Source organism: Devosia sp. (genome assembly GCF_017307565.1).
Lineage (GTDB): Bacteria > Pseudomonadota > Alphaproteobacteria > Rhizobiales > Devosiaceae > Devosia.
In genome coordinates, this window is record NZ_JAFKHD010000404.1 from 8,661 (window position 1) to 23,313 (window position 14,653).

General features: G+C 62.4%; 16 protein-coding genes. 9 read left to right on the forward strand and 7 right to left on the reverse strand.

Annotation, left to right across the window (positions count from 1 at the left end; all coding sequences use genetic code 11):
- Positions 1 to 49 precede the first annotated feature (49 nt).
- Positions 50 to 568, reverse strand: coding sequence for a GNAT family N-acetyltransferase (locus J0I64_RS16310; RefSeq protein ID WP_291410115.1), 519 nt, complete (start codon positions 566 to 568; stop codon positions 50 to 52).
- A 336-nt stretch (positions 569 to 904) separates the two neighbouring features.
- Complete coding sequence (hemA, locus tag J0I64_RS16315; RefSeq protein WP_291410116.1) at positions 905 to 2,185, reverse strand: 5-aminolevulinate synthase; 1,281 nt, start codon at positions 2,183 to 2,185, stop codon at positions 905 to 907.
- Between the two features lie 360 nt (positions 2,186 to 2,545).
- Here hemA and J0I64_RS16320 point away from each other — a divergent pair, with 360 nt between their 5' ends.
- From J0I64_RS16320 to J0I64_RS16335, 4 genes are all read left to right on the forward strand, one after another.
- Positions 2,546 to 2,746, forward strand: a complete 201-nt coding sequence (locus J0I64_RS16320; protein ID WP_291410117.1) for a hypothetical protein — start codon at positions 2,546 to 2,548, stop codon at positions 2,744 to 2,746.
- Positions 2,747 to 3,871, forward strand: coding sequence for a hypothetical protein (locus J0I64_RS16325; RefSeq protein ID WP_291410118.1), 1,125 nt, complete (start codon positions 2,747 to 2,749; stop codon positions 3,869 to 3,871).
- Between the two features lie 9 nt (positions 3,872 to 3,880).
- The gene (locus J0I64_RS16330) at positions 3,881 to 4,951 is read left to right on the forward strand and encodes a DUF4037 domain-containing protein (RefSeq protein WP_291410119.1); all 1,071 of its coding nucleotides are present in this window, start codon (positions 3,881 to 3,883) and stop codon (positions 4,949 to 4,951) included.
- A gap of 129 nt (positions 4,952 to 5,080) precedes the next feature.
- Entirely contained in the window at positions 5,081 to 5,746 is a 666-nt protein-coding gene (locus J0I64_RS16335) for an OmpA family protein (protein ID WP_291410120.1), read from the forward strand.
- A gap of 45 nt (positions 5,747 to 5,791) precedes the next feature.
- Here the strand turns inward: J0I64_RS16335 and J0I64_RS16340 are convergent, their stop codons facing one another.
- The gene (locus tag J0I64_RS16340; protein ID WP_291410121.1) at positions 5,792 to 6,085 is read right to left on the reverse strand and encodes a hypothetical protein; all 294 of its coding nucleotides are present in this window, start codon (positions 6,083 to 6,085) and stop codon (positions 5,792 to 5,794) included.
- Entirely contained in the window at positions 6,085 to 6,339 is a 255-nt protein-coding gene (locus J0I64_RS16345) for a hypothetical protein (protein WP_291410122.1), read from the reverse strand. The genes J0I64_RS16340 and J0I64_RS16345 overlap by 1 nt, the downstream gene beginning before the upstream one ends.
- Before the next feature lie 144 nt (positions 6,340 to 6,483).
- Here J0I64_RS16345 and J0I64_RS16350 point away from each other — a divergent pair, with 144 nt between their 5' ends.
- A complete protein-coding gene (locus tag J0I64_RS16350; protein WP_291410123.1) occupies positions 6,484 to 8,094 on the forward strand; it encodes an EAL domain-containing protein in 1,611 nt (536 codons plus the stop codon).
- Positions 8,095 to 8,171: 77 nt separating this feature from the next.
- Positions 8,172 to 8,561 carry a PRC-barrel domain-containing protein gene (locus tag J0I64_RS16355; protein ID WP_291410125.1) on the forward strand — a complete coding sequence of 130 codons (390 nt, stop codon included), beginning with the start codon at positions 8,172 to 8,174 and terminating at the stop codon, positions 8,559 to 8,561.
- A 124-nt stretch (positions 8,562 to 8,685) separates the two neighbouring features.
- Here J0I64_RS16355 and J0I64_RS16360 read toward each other — a convergent pair whose 3' ends face one another.
- Positions 8,686 to 10,305, reverse strand: a complete 1,620-nt coding sequence (locus J0I64_RS16360) for a PAS-domain containing protein (protein ID WP_291410127.1) — start codon at positions 10,303 to 10,305, stop codon at positions 8,686 to 8,688.
- Positions 10,306 to 10,472: 167 nt separating this feature from the next.
- Here J0I64_RS16360 and mscL point away from each other — a divergent pair, with 167 nt between their 5' ends.
- Entirely contained in the window at positions 10,473 to 10,916 is a 444-nt protein-coding gene (mscL, locus tag J0I64_RS16365) for a large conductance mechanosensitive channel protein MscL (RefSeq protein WP_291410129.1), read from the forward strand.
- Positions 10,917 to 11,185: 269 nt separating this feature from the next.
- On the forward strand, positions 11,186 to 11,821 hold the full coding sequence (locus J0I64_RS16370; RefSeq protein ID WP_291410131.1) for a LuxR C-terminal-related transcriptional regulator: 636 nt from the start codon (positions 11,186 to 11,188) through the stop codon (positions 11,819 to 11,821).
- An 82-nt stretch (positions 11,822 to 11,903) separates the two neighbouring features.
- Here J0I64_RS16370 and J0I64_RS16375 read toward each other — a convergent pair whose 3' ends face one another.
- A complete protein-coding gene (locus tag J0I64_RS16375) occupies positions 11,904 to 12,767 on the reverse strand; it encodes an LOG family protein (RefSeq protein ID WP_291410133.1) in 864 nt (287 codons plus the stop codon).
- Between the two features lie 113 nt (positions 12,768 to 12,880).
- On the opposite strand from J0I64_RS16375, the gene J0I64_RS16380 reads away from it, so the two are divergent.
- On the forward strand, positions 12,881 to 13,726 hold the full coding sequence (locus tag J0I64_RS16380; protein WP_291410135.1) for a DUF817 domain-containing protein: 846 nt from the start codon (positions 12,881 to 12,883) through the stop codon (positions 13,724 to 13,726).
- A gap of 124 nt (positions 13,727 to 13,850) precedes the next feature.
- Here the strand turns inward: J0I64_RS16380 and J0I64_RS16385 are convergent.
- The coding region (locus J0I64_RS16385; RefSeq protein ID WP_291410137.1) for an SDR family oxidoreductase at positions 13,851 to 14,653 on the reverse strand (803 nt) is incomplete at its 5' end.

The window sequence follows — 14,653 nt, forward strand, 5'->3', positions numbered from 1 at the left end:
GGGACAATCCCGGCTCACTTCCATGACCCCTAGATGAGGCTTCCTGACCTTAAGCGGTAGTGCGGCTCTCGTTATTCCAGCTATGCGCTGGGCGAATGGGAGCGGCAGGGGTGAGCTGACGCGACATGTAAAGCGTCGTGCCGCCCATGAAGGCTTCGCTCTGCTCGATGTCGTAGCCGAGCTTCTGGTAGAGCGCGACATTGCTGGTAAAGGCGGCATTGGTGAGGAGGCGCAGCGCACCCAGCCCGGCATGGCGCGCCAGCTGTTCGGCCAGCACCAGCAGCGCCTGGCCATGTCCGCGCCGCTGGTGGTGCGGGTGCACGGCAAGGTTCTCGATCCAGAGATGGTCGGCGCAAAGGCAGGTCTGCAGCACGCCCGCGATCTGCCCGTCGACGGTGAGAAGGTCGAAGCGGAAGTCGTGGATGGCCTCGGCATAGTCGGCCAGCATGGGGCGCGGCTCGCGACCGATAATGGGCGTCCACTTTGCATAGGCGGCGCGTACCAGCGCGCGGATGGAGGGAACGTCTGCCGCGGTGGCCGTTCTGAAGGCAACGAAATGAGGAGGCATCACTGATCCGAAAACAAAAAACCTGCCAACCGGGCGGCGGCAGGTATGCATGAGTCGAATGACGGCTGGATAAACCTCAGTCCCGTCGTCGCCCAGCCGACACGCCCCCGTCCCCATGGGACTGGTAGGCACAACGTCGGAGGTTGGGCATGGGATGCATCATCAGAAATATTTGCCGCGGCGAGGGATTTTGGTCAAGGGGGCGGCGCGTGGGGGTGCCGGCAAGCGCCCAACCCAGTTGAACACCGCGCGAATGCAGGAGTGCCGGCCCAAAACAGAGATCCCCGCTTTCGCGGGGATGACGCCGTGTTTGCGAAAAGGGTCAAACGACCAAAATCAACCGCCGAGGCTTGGCAGCGTCAGGTCGCCCGAGGTCAGCTTGCTCGCCGTAATCGCAGCATTGGCCTTTTCGCGCGGCAGTTCGAGGCTCGTCCAGACACTGACCAGCGCGTGGCGCAGTTCGAAGATCATCTCGTCGGTGTGGAGCGGGGTGGGCGTGATGCGCAGGCGCTCGGTGCCCTTGGGAACCGTCGGGTAGTTGATCGGCTGGATGTAGATATTGTGCTTGTCGAGCAGCAGGTCGCTGGCGGCCTTGACGGCGCGGGCATCGCCCACGATCAGCGGCACGATATGGGTGGCGGTTTCCATGACCGGCAGGCCGGCATCGGCAAGGATCGCCTTGGTCAGGCGCGCCTGGCGCTGGTGCATCATGCGCTCGTGACCATTGCCCTTGAGGTGCTCAATGGAGGCGCGGGCGGCGGCGCAGAGGGCCGGGGGCAGGGCGGTAGTGAAGATGAATTCGGGCGCATAGGAGCGCACGGCGTCGATGATCGCCTTGTTGGCGGCGATATAGCCGCCCATGACGCCAAAACCCTTGGCTAGCGTGCCTTCGATGACGTCGATGCGGTCCATCAGGCCTTCGCGCTCGGCAATGCCGCCGCCGCGCGGGCCGTACATGCCAACGGCATGGACTTCGTCGATATAGGTCAGCGCGCCGAACTCTTCGGCGAGATCGCAGATTTCCTTGATGGGGGCGACATCGCCATCCATCGAATAGACCGATTCAAAGGCGATCAGTTTGGGCCGCTTGCGATCGACCTGGCTCAGCAGTTCGCGCAGATGGGCAACGTCATTGTGCCGGAAAATCTTCTTTTCCATGCCCGACTGGCGCACGCCCTGGATCATCGAGGCGTGGTTGAGCTGGTCCGAGAAAATGATGCATTCGGGCAGGAGCCGCGCAATTGTCGAGATTGCGGCTTCGTTGGAGACGAAACCCGAGGTGAAGACCAGGGCGCCTTCCTTGCGGTGCAGGTCCGCGAGCGAACGCTCAAGCTCGACCAGCGGGCGGTTGGTGCCCGAAATATTGCGCGTGCCACCGGCGCCGACGCCCATGGAGCCGGCGGTTTCCTGCATGGCCTTCACGACCTTTTCGTGCTGGCCCATGCCCAGATAGTCGTTGGAGCACCAGATGGTGATCTCGCGGGCATTGTCGGCATCGTCGCGGTAGATGGCCTTGGGGAAGCGCCCCGCCACACGTTCGAGATCGGCAAAAACGCGATAGCGCTTTTCCGCCCGCAGCGCGTCCACTGCATCCTCGAAGATACCGCGATAATTCATGGGGCCGTTCCTTTGCGCCTGCCAGGGGATTGGCAGGAATGCCAACGTGGCTGCATCGCACCCTATCTATGGGGCGTGCGACCGCTTTGACATAGGTCAATTCGACGCGCGGGCGGGTGAGTCTCCGCTGCGTTTTTCAAGAACTATTCTAAAGTATCCGTCTCGATCCGCAACTGCTCATCGCGCGCTTCGTCCCGTCTGTTTGAACGGGGCGAAGTGGAAGGAACAATGTCACAGAGCGCACAAATTGCGTGTTTTGGTCCGGCGCGCATTAACCGGCGGCCTCCCACCTTATTGCCGGAGCTGGAAGAGTGCGCTTAGATCGACATGCCGGGGGGATACGGCATGAGGGGGTGTTAAGTGAAAAGCTTTTCGTCGACTTCTTTTGCAGGCCAGCACGCCGATGCGCTGGCCTTGGCCACGGCGGCGGTGAAGCGCCATCCGCAGGCCCTGTTCACCGATTTCCAGTGGTTTCTCTATCAGGGTCAGGACACGGTCTTCTTTACCGCCTTCTCGACCCAGAGCTACGACAAGGACGCGCTTTGCAATATGGTCGCCTAAATGGTGGCGCTCGCGCCCCAGCTGACCCATGGCTTTGTCGGCGCCGAGCCCGGCCAGCCCTTCCCCAAGCACATGCTTGATGCCATCACCTCGGTTGAGGTGGTCGATGAATTCGACGGCTATCCCGACAAGTGGCTGAGCAAGTCGACCGACATTTTTGAGCGCAATGACCTGCCGCTCTTTCGCGTCATGGCCGCCGTGCGGCGCGACGGACCGGATGCCGAGGGTCGCGCGGCGATCCTGCAGGTCCGCTCGAGCCATGCCCTCCTCGAAGGCTCGGACTCGGCGCTCCTGACGCGCTCCGCCTCGGCCGGCCACGGCGTCCAGTCCGACAAGTCCAACAAGCTGCCCTGGATCGACCGGGCGACGAGTGCGCTGCGCGGCGGGCTCACCGCCCTCATCTATCTCGTGCTCGCCAATGTTTTCGCGCCCAAGGAACAGCCCTGGGGTTTTACGACGCTCGCTGTCGAGCGGCACCGGCTGCGGCTTCTCGCCAACAAGCTCGGCGTGCGCCAGCGCTCGCTGATGTTCGCGCTCGTCACCCATGCGCTCAATGGCGAGGGCGCCGAAAAGCACATGAGCAAGAAGGTGATCGGCGCGGCTTACACCATGCTCGACACCAAGCGGAACAACACCGACGACGACTTCTTCCGCGTCCGCGCGCTTGAGGCCAAGTTCAGAGTGATGGACGATTTCGTCGAATATGTCCGCGCCGTTGACGACACCGTGGCCGGCATCGAGCAGAAGGACATCACCTCCTTCCAGGTGGTGATCATGTCCATGTTCCGGGCCATGCGCGCCCTCAACCGGGTGTTTCCGGGCCTGCCCAACAAACGCTTCTGGCGCTTCAACGGCGGCATGCACATCGTTCTTACTCTGGTCCCGCCGCACCGCACCTATGGGCCGATGACCCATGGCCTGGTCGAACCACTTTATTGCGGCGCCTGGCACGCGGCGGTGAACATCTGCACCTTCTGCCCCGGCCGCGATTACGTGACGCTCAATTTCTCCATGGAACAGCGCCATATCGCCAATGTCGAAAAGATCTCGCGCCTGCTCGACGAGGTGGAAGCCCGCGATGTCGCCCCGCACAAGATGATGCCCTCGGTGGAGCGGCTACACTAAGGGGAACGGATGCAGGGCATTGAACTCTCCCGCCGCTTTTATGGCGACGTTGTCGCGCCCTGGCTTTCGCGGGTGGCGCCGGACTTGCAGCATTCTGCCGCGCTGATCGGCTATGGCTCGGAGCTGCTCGGCTTCGATGACGAGACGTCCAAGGACCACAATTGGGGGCCGCGGGTGCATGTCTATTTGAGCGAGGGTGATTTCGCCGCTCATGCCCGGCGTCTGTTGGCCGATTTCGATACCGTCGTGCCCGAAACCTTCCTCGGCGAGCCCGCCGGCTGGCGCGGTCGCCCTCATCCCGCCGCCAGTGGTGCCGATGCCATGGGCGCCATTACGCATGGGCTCGAATTTCATACCTATGAGGGGCGGCTCGAAGCCCATACCGGTCTGCGCTCTCTTGAAAGTCTCACCACGCTCGATTGGCTGGGCCTGCCCGAACAGAGCCTTCTCGCCTTCACCGCCGGCGCCGTTTTTCGCGATGATGGCGGACGGCTCGAAACGCTGCGTGCAGCGCTGGCCTATTTCCCGCGCGATGTCTGGCTCTACAAGATCGCCTGCCAGTGGTGCCGCATCGCCGAGGAACAGGCCTTTGTCGGGCGTGCCGGCCAGGCCGGCGACGATCTCGGCTCGCGCGTCATTGCCGCGCGCCTCAGCCGGGACGTCATGGCCATGGGGTTCTTACTGGAACGGCGTTATGCGCCCTATCCCAAATGGTTCGGCAGCGGCTTTTCGCGCCTGGCGATTGCACCTCTCCTCACCCCGCATCTTGAAGCCGCTCTTGGCGCCACGTCCTGGCAGCCGCGCGGCGAGGCGCTGGCGGCGGCCTATCTGGTCGTCGCGCAATGGCAGAAGTCGCGCGATATTGCCCCCTTCGACCCCGTCATCGGGCCCTACTTCGAACGGCCCTTCGTGACCATAAATGCCGACGATGCCGTGGCCGCGGCTATGGGCGCCATAGTCGATCCCGCACTGGCCGCTCTGCCCGTTGTCGGGGCCATAGACCAGATCAGCGACCTGACCCCGTTGCTCGTCGATCCGCAGAAGACCAGAGCCGTTGTCCGGCAACTCTATGATGATTGAGGCGCCCGACGGCCTGATCGCAATATTCGCACGCCTATTCATCTTCTATTCAGGCTCTTCCCCTCATCACGCTCCTGCCGTAATCAAAGCTCACTCAAGGCCACATTTCAGATTCCTTCGGGGGACAATATGAAGACCAAGGTTCTCGTCGCTCTTGCCGCCACGCTGGCGCTCTCCGCCTGCACCACCACCAATCCCTATACTGGCCAGTCGCAGATTTCGAACACCGCTGGTGGCACCCTGCTCGGTGCCGGTGGCGGCGCCATTGCCGGCGCTATCGTCGGTGCGGCAGTTGGCGGCGATCCGCGCGTCGGCGCGCTGATCGGTGCCGGCGTCGGCGGCCTCAGCGGCGCGGCCATTGGCAGCTACATGGACCAGCAGGAAGCCGAGCTGCGCGCCCAGCTCCAGGGCACCGGCGTCTCGGTGACCCGTGTTGGCGACCAGATCATCCTCAACATGCCGTCCAACATCACCTTCTCCACCGATTCCGCGACCGTGCAGCCGCAGTTCAACCAGACCCTGGTTTCGGTCGCGCTCGTGCTCAAGAAGTACAACAAGTCGATCGTCGACGTGTACGGCCACACCGACTCCACCGGCAGTGCCGGCCACAATCTCGAACTCAGCCAGCGTCGCGCCGTTTCGGTCGCAACGATCCTCTCCAGCCAGGGTATCGATCAGCGCCGCTTCTACATCGAGGGCAAGGGCGCTTCGAGCCCGATCGCTTCCAATGGCAGCGAAGCCGGCCGCGCACAGAACCGTCGCGTCGAAATCCAGATTTCGCCGATCCGCGGCTAAGCCCGTCGCAAGTTGCAATGACGCGGCCCTTCGGGGCCGCGTTTTTTATTGGGCCGGCGCCTGGGTTACCGGTTCTGCGGTCGGGGTGCCCGGCAGCACATCGGAGCCCGGCGCGCCCGAAAAAATCTGCATGGCGAGCACGATCGCGGCTACGATGGCCAGCGCCAGAACGCCATAGAGCCACCAGTTCGATGGGCTCGTTGCGCCCATTGCCGCCTCGACATCCCCGGTCGGCCTCAGGTCCGAATCTGCAGGTACTTCGATCTTCGAGCCGTTTTCGTCGACGAGAAAGTCGACCTTGGCGACGCTGGGCGCCGGCTTGTCATTGTCCATGACCATTACGAACCTCCCTTGAATACGGTCTTGCTGCGGCCCCCGTCTTCGACACCCCGCCGCACATGGGCGATGGCGGCGGCTATTTCTGCCGATGAAAAGCCGAAGGCGTCGCCCTCAGCCTCGGCGCCTGCGGCGTCTGCCCGCATCTGGCCGAGCAGGTCGAGTTTTTCGCGCGCGGTGAAGAGGCTGTTCTGGGCAATCTGCATTGGCGTCAGGTTGCCCCGGCCAGCCAGTTGTCCTTCAAGGCCTAAAGCCATTTCTTCCTCCTCTTCATGACGAAGCAGTACAGAAGGGAAAATGCTGGCGGCCACACCCCAGTTCCATGGTCGTTAAAATGCGGTGCAATGCAATTAACGCGGCCTTGAGAAGTAGATACGCATCATCCCGCCGGGGAGACGCGGATGAGCGGATTGGTATCGTTTCTCATCTCGACACGGCACCAGAGCAAGGTGAAGCTTGCTCTCTGGGTGGTCTGCTTTCTCGCTCTGCTTGCAGCTAGCGCCTGGTTCGTTCACCGCGAGTTGCGCGTCAGTATGGACGCCGAGGCCGCGCGGGTCCTCGAGACCTATACCCGGATACGCGGCGCTGTTCTCAATACGCTCGATACCATGGAGCGCGAACTGACTGCGCCCCCCTGTTCGGCCCAATATGCGGCCCAGCAACGGCGCGTGGCGTTCCTTGCCGAAGGGATGAATGAGCTGTTCTTCTTCGAGAACGGCAAGATCATTTGTACAGCCAATAGCGGCCTGCTGCCCAAGCCCATTGATCTGGGTGCGCCCGACATTCCCGCGGAAGGCGGCTTCAGCGTGACGCTCTGGCTCAGCCGCAGCCTCGAGGAACTTGGGCTTGGTGGTCTCAAGGGGGCATTTGCCGTGTGGGGCAATAACGGCGTGCTGGTACGAATGACCCCGATTGGACCCATCGCCTCCAAGTGGCTGGAGTTTGAAGTGGTGCTGCAGGCGCGGAACGGGCGCTGGTGGCACACCTCGGGCGAGCCCGGCCTTTATGCCTCGAGCCTGGCCGAACCGGAGGGCCTGCTTGGCTTGCGCGATGGCGCCATCACTACTGTTCGTTGCGATCCGGCAGGTCCACATTGTCTTGCCGCCCGCGCCACCTGGGGGCATCTGCTGGCGCTCGGAGGTGCCGTTGCCGGGCTATGTTTCATTGTGTGCGGCATCGTGGCAGCCTGGCTCTCAGCCAAGATCTACGAGGTTCTGGCGCGTCGCTGGTCGTTTGAGCAGCGCTTTCTGCGCCGTTTCCAGTCCCGTGGCATCGTCTGCGCCTACCAGCCCCTGCTCAAGCTCGATAGTGACCTTGTCACCGGCTGCGAAGTGCTGGCGCGCTGGCGCGATGTCGATGGCACGCTGATCTATCCGGATCGCTTCATCCCCATCGTGGAAGCTCACGGTTTCACCAGAGCCTTTACGCGCCTTGTCGCGACGCGCGCCCATGCCGAACTGCTGCCGCTCGTGCCCCTGGGCCGGCGCCTGCAGGTCAATTTCAATATCTTCCCGAGGGACCTCGACGCGGCCGAGCTTCTCGAAGTTTTTGCGCCTTTTCTCGGGTCAGCCTCGCGCTTTGATCTTTCCATCGAGATCGTTGAAACCGGAGCGCTTGATCTCGATCGCGCCCAGGTTGAAATCGAACACCTGCGAGCGGCGGGCGTCCAGGTTTACATCGACGATTTCGGGGCGGGCTACTCCTCCATGCATACTCTGGCAGGGCTCTCCGTCGATGGCGTCAAGCTCGACCGCAGCTTTGCCATGGCGCCAGATGATTCCGTCATGTCGCGCATGCTCGATCATGCGATCGACATGGTTCAGGACACCGGTCGCAAGGTCGTTGTCGAAGGTGTCGAAACATCGGCGCGGTTGGCGGCGCTCAAGGCCGAGGGCAAGGTCGATTTTGCGCAGGGCTACTATATTTCCCGCCCCCTCGACTGCATCGCTTTCGGGCGTTTTCTGTCGGATCGGGGGCCGCGCCCGGGCTCTCAGCCACGGCTCGTGGCCTGATCACTTTTCTCCCTGCAAGGCAACTGTAGCGCTCCAGGCCACGTTGGTCAGTCACTCAAAACCAAGGAGGACCGACAATGGCCTATGATGATCTTCGCAAGGCTGACGCCGACATCAAGGAAACCCATGACCTGATCGCCTCGGACAAGGTGGAAGGCACCAAGGTCTACGATCCCATGGGCGAGCATATCGGCTCGATCGAACGCATCCTCGTCGAAAAGCGCTCGGGCAAGGTGTCCTATGCCGTGCTGAGCTTCGGCGGTTTCCTCGGCATGGGCAATGACCACTATCCGCTGCCCTGGTCGAAACTGAACTATGACGAATCCCTTGGCGGCTATCGTGTCGATGTGACCAAGGCGCAGCTCGAAGGCGCGCCGCGCTACGAGCGGGAAGATGGCGAATACTGGACCGAGGAAAACGGTCGCCGCGTCTACGACTATTACGGCGTGACGCCCTACTGGATTTAGCCCTGAGGGGCGCAGTGATTTCAGTACCTGAGCCTTAGACAAGCCCAAGCATTTTAGCCCAAGTCATACTGCATCGGTCGGTGCCGCTCCGCGGCGCCGGCCTTTTTGCCTGGGCCCGCGGGCTCTACCCCGCCCGCGTGCTGCGCACCGATTGATTGGCCAGTCCGCTGATGGTGGCGCGCAGGGCGGCCGGCTTGACCGGCTTGGTCACGACCAGAATGCCGCGATCTTCCGCCAGTGCTCGCACCGCCGGGCTCCGATCGGCCGTCACCAGCGCCGCCGGCAGATGTCCGCCGAGATTATGCCGGAGCCACTCGATGGCATCGAGCCCTGAGGTCTGGTCTAGGTGATAGTCCATCAACACGAGATCGGGATACCAGCCTTCCAGCAGCCGCTCGCGGTCGATCTGCTTGAGTGAGAGGGCAACGCGTACATCGCAGCCCCAATGCTCCAGCAGGCCCTGCATGGCCTCAAGAATGGCCTTTTCATTGTCGACGCACAGCACCTTGAGATTGAGCGTGCCGACATTGCTCTCGGACATGGGGCGGCGATCGTCTGAAGCTACGCGGGCATTGCGCAGGATCGGCAGATAGAGTGAGAAGCGCGACCCGCGCCCCTCGCGGCTGTCGAGTTCCAGCGTCAGGTCCATGGCGGTCACGAGGCGCTGCACGATGGAGAGCCCGAGGCCGAGACCCTGCGCCATGCGCGCCGCCCGGTCGAGCCGCGAAAATTCAGCAAAGACCAGCCGGTGCTGGTCGCGATTGAAACCGATACCGGTATCGACCACATCGAGCCGCAGCCGGTTGCCGCGCCGCCGCAGCCCCACCAGCACCTTGCCGCCCGCCGGGGTATATTTGATGGCGTTGGAAACTAGGTTCTGCACGATGCGCCCAACCAGCGAACGGTCGGCCATCACCGTTGCCGTGGTCGGCACGATACGCAGCGACACATTGTGCTCGCGGGCGAGGGGAGCGAACTCCACCTCGGCTTTCCGCAACAGATCCTGCGCCGCAACGGGGGCGGGCGCAGGTTTTAGCGCGCCGCTATCGATGCGCGAAATATCGAGCAGCGCCGACATGATCTCTTCGACGGCCGTCAGCGACGCCTCGATCGAGGTCGCAAGTTCGGCAAAGGCGGTGGATTTGGCCCGCTCGATCAGCGTCGAGGTATAGAGCCGCGCCGCATTGAGCGGCTGCAGCAGGTCGTGGCTGGCAGCAGCCAGGAAGCGCGTCTTGTCGTGATTGGCGGCATCCGCCTTGGCGCGCGCCACTTCGAGCTCGGCATTGACGCGGGTCAGGTCCGCAGTCCGCTCTTCCACCCGGCCTTCGAGCGAGAGATTGACGCGCTCGAGCTCGTGCTCGGCCTTTACCCGCGCCGTCACGTCGGAAAAGCTGATGACGAGGCCGCCATCGGGCAGGCGGCTCGAATGGAATTCCAGCGATTGTCCGGCATTGCCGAGCCGCTGGGTCACGGTGATCGGCGCTTCGGTCAGCAGGTTGATCCGCTCGATGGCGAGCCGGGCTGGATCGCCCGGGCCGAGATCGCCGCGCTCGGCGAGGAACAGTGCGATATCGAAAAGGGCGGAACCCTCCCGGATCAAGTCCTCGGGCAGGGCCAGCAGCAGGTTGTAGCGGCGGTTCGACACGACGAGTCGCAGGCCGGCATCGAACACGGCAATGCCCTGCGGCAGGTAGTCGATGGCCAGCCGGAGGCTGTGCGAGCTGTCAGCAGTGGAAAGCGCCATCGGTCGAGCGAGAACCCATCATTTGGTTGTCCGCTTATCGACCCCTCGCGCCGGGTGTGCAAGTTCAACTGAGGGACCATTGCAAATTGGTCCAAGGTCGGAAATGTTGGTTATCCCTCCGTTAACGCATGGCGGAGGTTCAACCTAGGTTGCAGAGGGTCGAGCCCATGAGTGTCTTTAAGGAATTTCGTGATTTCGCCATCAAGGGAAACATGATCGATCTCGCCATCGGTGTGATCATCGGTGCTGCCTTTGGTGCCATTGTGTCGTCCATCGTGGATGACATCTTTATGCCCCTGATCGGTCTCATCATCGGTGGCATCGATTTTTCCAATCTCTTCGTCGTCCTCTCTAATCCCAGCAACGTGCCCGTACCCTCCATCGCTGCCGCCAAGGCTGCCGGCGTCGCCACGCTCAATGTCGGCCTGTTCATCAATGCGGTGGTGAAGTTCACCATCATCGCCTTCGTGCTGTTCCTTGTCGTCAAGGGCATCAACAGCCTCAAGCGCGAAGCGGCGAAGGAGCCGGTGGAAACCACCCCGGCCCCGAGCAAGGAAGAAGTGCTGCTGACCGAGATTCGTGACGCTCTGCGCGCCAATCCGCGCGCCTGATTTCGCCTGTCCCCGAAGAAGCCGGCTCATCGCAGCCGGCTTTTTTGCATCTACAGACTAGGAATATGATCGCTTGACGGCAATAAAATAGGCAAATATACCTAAATCATGCGTAGTAGGGCTTACGGAATCTACCTATCGGACGGCATGACCACTTAGAGCAAACTACCGGGATAGTTGGGACGGAGGGCGGTGGAGGCGTTTTCTTCCCCGTCATGCGGCTCCGGCCCGGAGGTAATGCGAACCTTGCCAAAGGGGCTTTGGGCACGATGAGCGACGACACTTACTATCATTCATTTCTGAACCGGGACCGCCTGATCCATATCGTCGACGACGATCCCGCTATCTGCGAGGGGCTGAGCGTGCTGTTCCGCCTCGAAGGGTTTCAGACCATGTTCTCGCTCGAAGCGGGGCATTTTCTGGTCTCGATGGAGCGGCGGCGCATTGATGTCGCGGTGATCAACCTGGCGATCGGGCAGGACAGTGGGCTGCCGCTCCTGCGGCGCATAAAGACCATGCATACCGGCACGCCAGTGGTCATGCTGGCCAATTCCCCGCAGCTCGAAGCGGCAGTAACGGCCATGAAACTGGGCGCCACCGATGTGGTTTCCAAACCCATCGATAGCGAACACCTGCTCGGCATCGTCCGCGATGCGCTGCGGCGCGACGTGCATCTGGGCGCCATGCAGGGCGGCCGGCGGCCAGTCGAAGTGCGTGGCTTTTCCCAATTGACCCCGCGCGAACGCGAGGTGCTGCAGCTGATCACCAATGGTCAGTCGAACAAGGAGGCCGGGCGGAAACTGGGGATTTCACCCCGCACCATCGAAGTGCACCGCGCCCGCGTCATGGAAAAGCTCGGCGCGAGGAACACCGCCGATCTCATGCGCATCGTCCTGACGAGCTGAAGGAATATTGTCCTTTCTGTACCCCCACCCGGCCTCCCCCATCAAGGGGGAGGTGTCGGGCCGGTGGGTGGGACGACCAACTCTAGCCGCCGAGCCAGTCCGGCTCTTCGGTCTTGGGCAGGTTGTAGAATTTGCGCACAACCTCCCAGCCTTCCTCCGCCGTGTCGACGATGGAGAAGAGGTCGGGGTCGGTGGGCGAAATCGTGCCGGCTTCGGCCAGCGCTTCGAGATTGATCACCTTGTCCCAGAACTGCTTGCCGAAAAGCACCAGCGGAATGCTGTCCATGCGCCCGGTCTGGATCAGGGTCAGCGTCTCGAAGAATTCGTCGAGCGTGCCGAAACCGCCGGGGAAGACGGCGACCGCCTTGGCCCGCAGCAGGAAGTGGATCTTGCGCGTCGCGAAATAGTGGAAGTTGAACGACAGGTCTGGCGTCACATAGAGATTGGGCGCCTGTTCATGCGGCAGGACGATATTGAGCCCGATCGAGGGCGCGCCCATGTCGGCGGCGCCGCGATTGCCCGCTTCCATCACGCCCGGGCCGCCGCCGGTGACGACGACGAATTCGGTAAACTGGCTCGCCGCCGAGGTCTGGCTCGCCAATTGGGCAAAGCGGCGCGCTTCTTCGTAATAGCGCGAGGCGGCTTCGAGATTACGCTTCTGCACCTCATTCTTGGCCGCCCAGGCGGGCTTGCCCGGCTCGGGAATGCGCGCGCCGCCAAAGAGCACCACGGTCGACTTGATGCCGCGCTCGCGCAACCGGAATTCGGTCTTGAGATATTCGAGCTGAAAGCGGACGCCGCGCGTATCTTCCGACGTCATGAAGTCGTCGTCGGCAAAGGCCAGTCGATAGGCGGGATTGTCGGTCTGCGCGGTCTGCGGTGCCTTCTTGGCGGAATCAACGTCCTCCTTGGACGTGCGCAGCGAGGTCGGGTGGCGTCTGGCCAAATGGCTTCTCCGTTCCAGCACGTGCCGGCGCCACAATTCGGCGCATTTCAACAGGGCATAACCAGTGCGGTGAGCCGGGGCAAGGGCAGGAGGGGGCCATTCACTTCACGAGTGTGGAAGCCAGGATCGATGCTGCGGCGCATCTCGTCCTTGCGCGGCTGCCGCGCGGCCCCCTGGCCGATGGCCTTATCGAGTTCCTGGTCTTCGGGCTGAAACAGGCCTGGGCCTGCCTGTTTGGCGGCCTCATGCTGGGCATGATCATCCTCACCCGCCTCTGGTGGCCGGAGCTCGGCATCAACCGCTACGATTTTTGGTTCGTGGCGGCGCTGCTCATCCAGGCCGGTATGATCCTCTTTCGCTTGGAAACGCTCGATGAGGCGCGCGTCATCCTGATCTTCCACGTGGTCGGCACCTTGATGGAGATCTTCAAGACCGCCGCGGGCTCCTGGGTCTATCCCGACGATGCGCTCTTCCGCATTGCCGGCGTGCCGCTGTTCTCAGGCTTCATGTATGCCTGCGTCGGCTCCTACATGGCCCGCATCCAGCGCATTTTCGACATCACCTTCACCCGCTATCCGCCGATCTGGCTGACGGTGCTCCTCGCTGCCGGCATCTATGCCAACTTCTTCACTCATCACTACTTTTACGATTTTCGCTGGTGGCTCTTCGGTGGCGTGGTTCTGCTCTACGGCCGCAGTTTCATGCACTATCGCGTCTTCCGCTTCGGCCATTCCATGCCGATGCTGCTGGCCTTCCTGCTCGTCGCGCTCTTCATCTGGATCGCTGAAAACATCGGCACCTGGAGCCGTGCCTGGATTTATCCGGGCCAGGAGAGCGGCTGGTCCATGGTGAGCTTTGAAAAACTCGGCTCGTGGTGCCTGCTGATGTTGATCTCTGTGGTGCTGGTGACGCTCGTGCATCCACCACGAAGATTCGAGGCCGGCGGCGTTCCTCCGTGACTTGCGGAGGGCCTTCTGGAATTGGGCGCGGGCGCCCATTTCCAGCTGATAGTCACTCTTTCGTCGAAGAGGGCGCGCAGCTCCGGAACATTCTGTGTGTCCCGGCGGGAATGGTTCGGACGGGTCAGGCCTTGATCCGCATATTGGCGATGTCGGCTAACAATCCCGGCCCCTTGGGAGCCCAGCCAAGCGAGGCTCGTGTTTCATTGCTGATAGCCGACATATCCTTGCCAACGAATGCGGCGAGCCAGCCGAAATGGGCTGCGCTCTCGCTTTGTGGAACGGAGATGGTGGGCACGCCAAGATAGGTCCCGATCGCAGCGGCGATGTCACGGAACTTGATCGCGCCCTCGTCGGTAGCGTGATAGCGCGCGCCGCAATGCGCCTTCTCCAGGGCCAGACGGAAAAGCCTTGCGGCGTCATCGAGATGGGTTGCGGACCAGGGATTTTCGCCGCTTTCGACAAAGCCGGACACACCCTTGTGCCAGGCGAGGTCGATCACATCGGTGACGAGCCCCTGCTTGTGCGTATTGTGAATCTGGGACAGCCGGACCACCGACACGTTCACCCCACGCTCAAGCAGGGCATTGCCCGCGCGTTCGGAGGCTACGCGGGGATTGGGGCTGAGATTATTGAAACTGTCTTCCCGCGCGGGCCCGTTCGGCTGCGGGGTGCCCATTGCGGTACTCGATGCGAAAACCAGCGGACGCGCGGAACCTTGCAAGGGGGCGCCAAGAGCTTCGATGGCCCGGGCATCCTTCTGGCAGTTTTCGGCAAACTGAGCGAAGTTGTGGTCGAAAGCGGTGTGAATGACGCCGTCGCAGGCCTCGGCGCCCTGACGCAGGCTATCGAGATCAGTGATATCGCCGAAGTGCGCCACCGCACCGGCCGCCTCGAGCTTGCGGGCGCCGGCCTGGGAACGGGTGA

Excerpts from the sequence above, each read along its gene's own strand:
- J0I64_RS16345 (WP_291410122.1), bottom strand. The coding sequence starts at position 6,339 with ATGGCTTTAGGCCTTGAAGGACAACTGGCTGGCCGGGGCAACCTGACG.
- J0I64_RS16330 (WP_291410119.1), top strand. The coding sequence starts at position 3,881 with ATGCAGGGCATTGAACTCTCCCGCCGCTTTTATGGCGACGTTGTCGCG.
- J0I64_RS16340 (WP_291410121.1), bottom strand. The coding sequence starts at position 6,085 with ATGGTCATGGACAATGACAAGCCGGCGCCCAGCGTCGCCAAGGTCGAC.
- J0I64_RS16360 (WP_291410127.1), bottom strand. The coding sequence starts at position 10,305 with ATGGCGCTTTCCACTGCTGACAGCTCGCACAGCCTCCGGCTGGCCATC.
- J0I64_RS16310 (WP_291410115.1), bottom strand. The coding sequence starts at position 568 with ATGCCTCCTCATTTCGTTGCCTTCAGAACGGCCACCGCGGCAGACGTT.
- mscL (WP_291410129.1), top strand. The coding sequence starts at position 10,473 with ATGAGTGTCTTTAAGGAATTTCGTGATTTCGCCATCAAGGGAAACATG.
- J0I64_RS16355 (WP_291410125.1), top strand. The coding sequence starts at position 8,172 with ATGGCCTATGATGATCTTCGCAAGGCTGACGCCGACATCAAGGAAACC.
- hemA (WP_291410116.1), bottom strand. The coding sequence starts at position 2,185 with ATGAATTATCGCGGTATCTTCGAGGATGCAGTGGACGCGCTGCGGGCG.
- J0I64_RS16370 (WP_291410131.1), top strand. The coding sequence starts at position 11,186 with ATGAGCGACGACACTTACTATCATTCATTTCTGAACCGGGACCGCCTG.
- J0I64_RS16335 (WP_291410120.1), top strand. The coding sequence starts at position 5,081 with ATGAAGACCAAGGTTCTCGTCGCTCTTGCCGCCACGCTGGCGCTCTCC.
- J0I64_RS16350 (WP_291410123.1), top strand. The coding sequence starts at position 6,484 with ATGAGCGGATTGGTATCGTTTCTCATCTCGACACGGCACCAGAGCAAG.
- J0I64_RS16325 (WP_291410118.1), top strand. The coding sequence starts at position 2,747 with ATGGTGGCGCTCGCGCCCCAGCTGACCCATGGCTTTGTCGGCGCCGAG.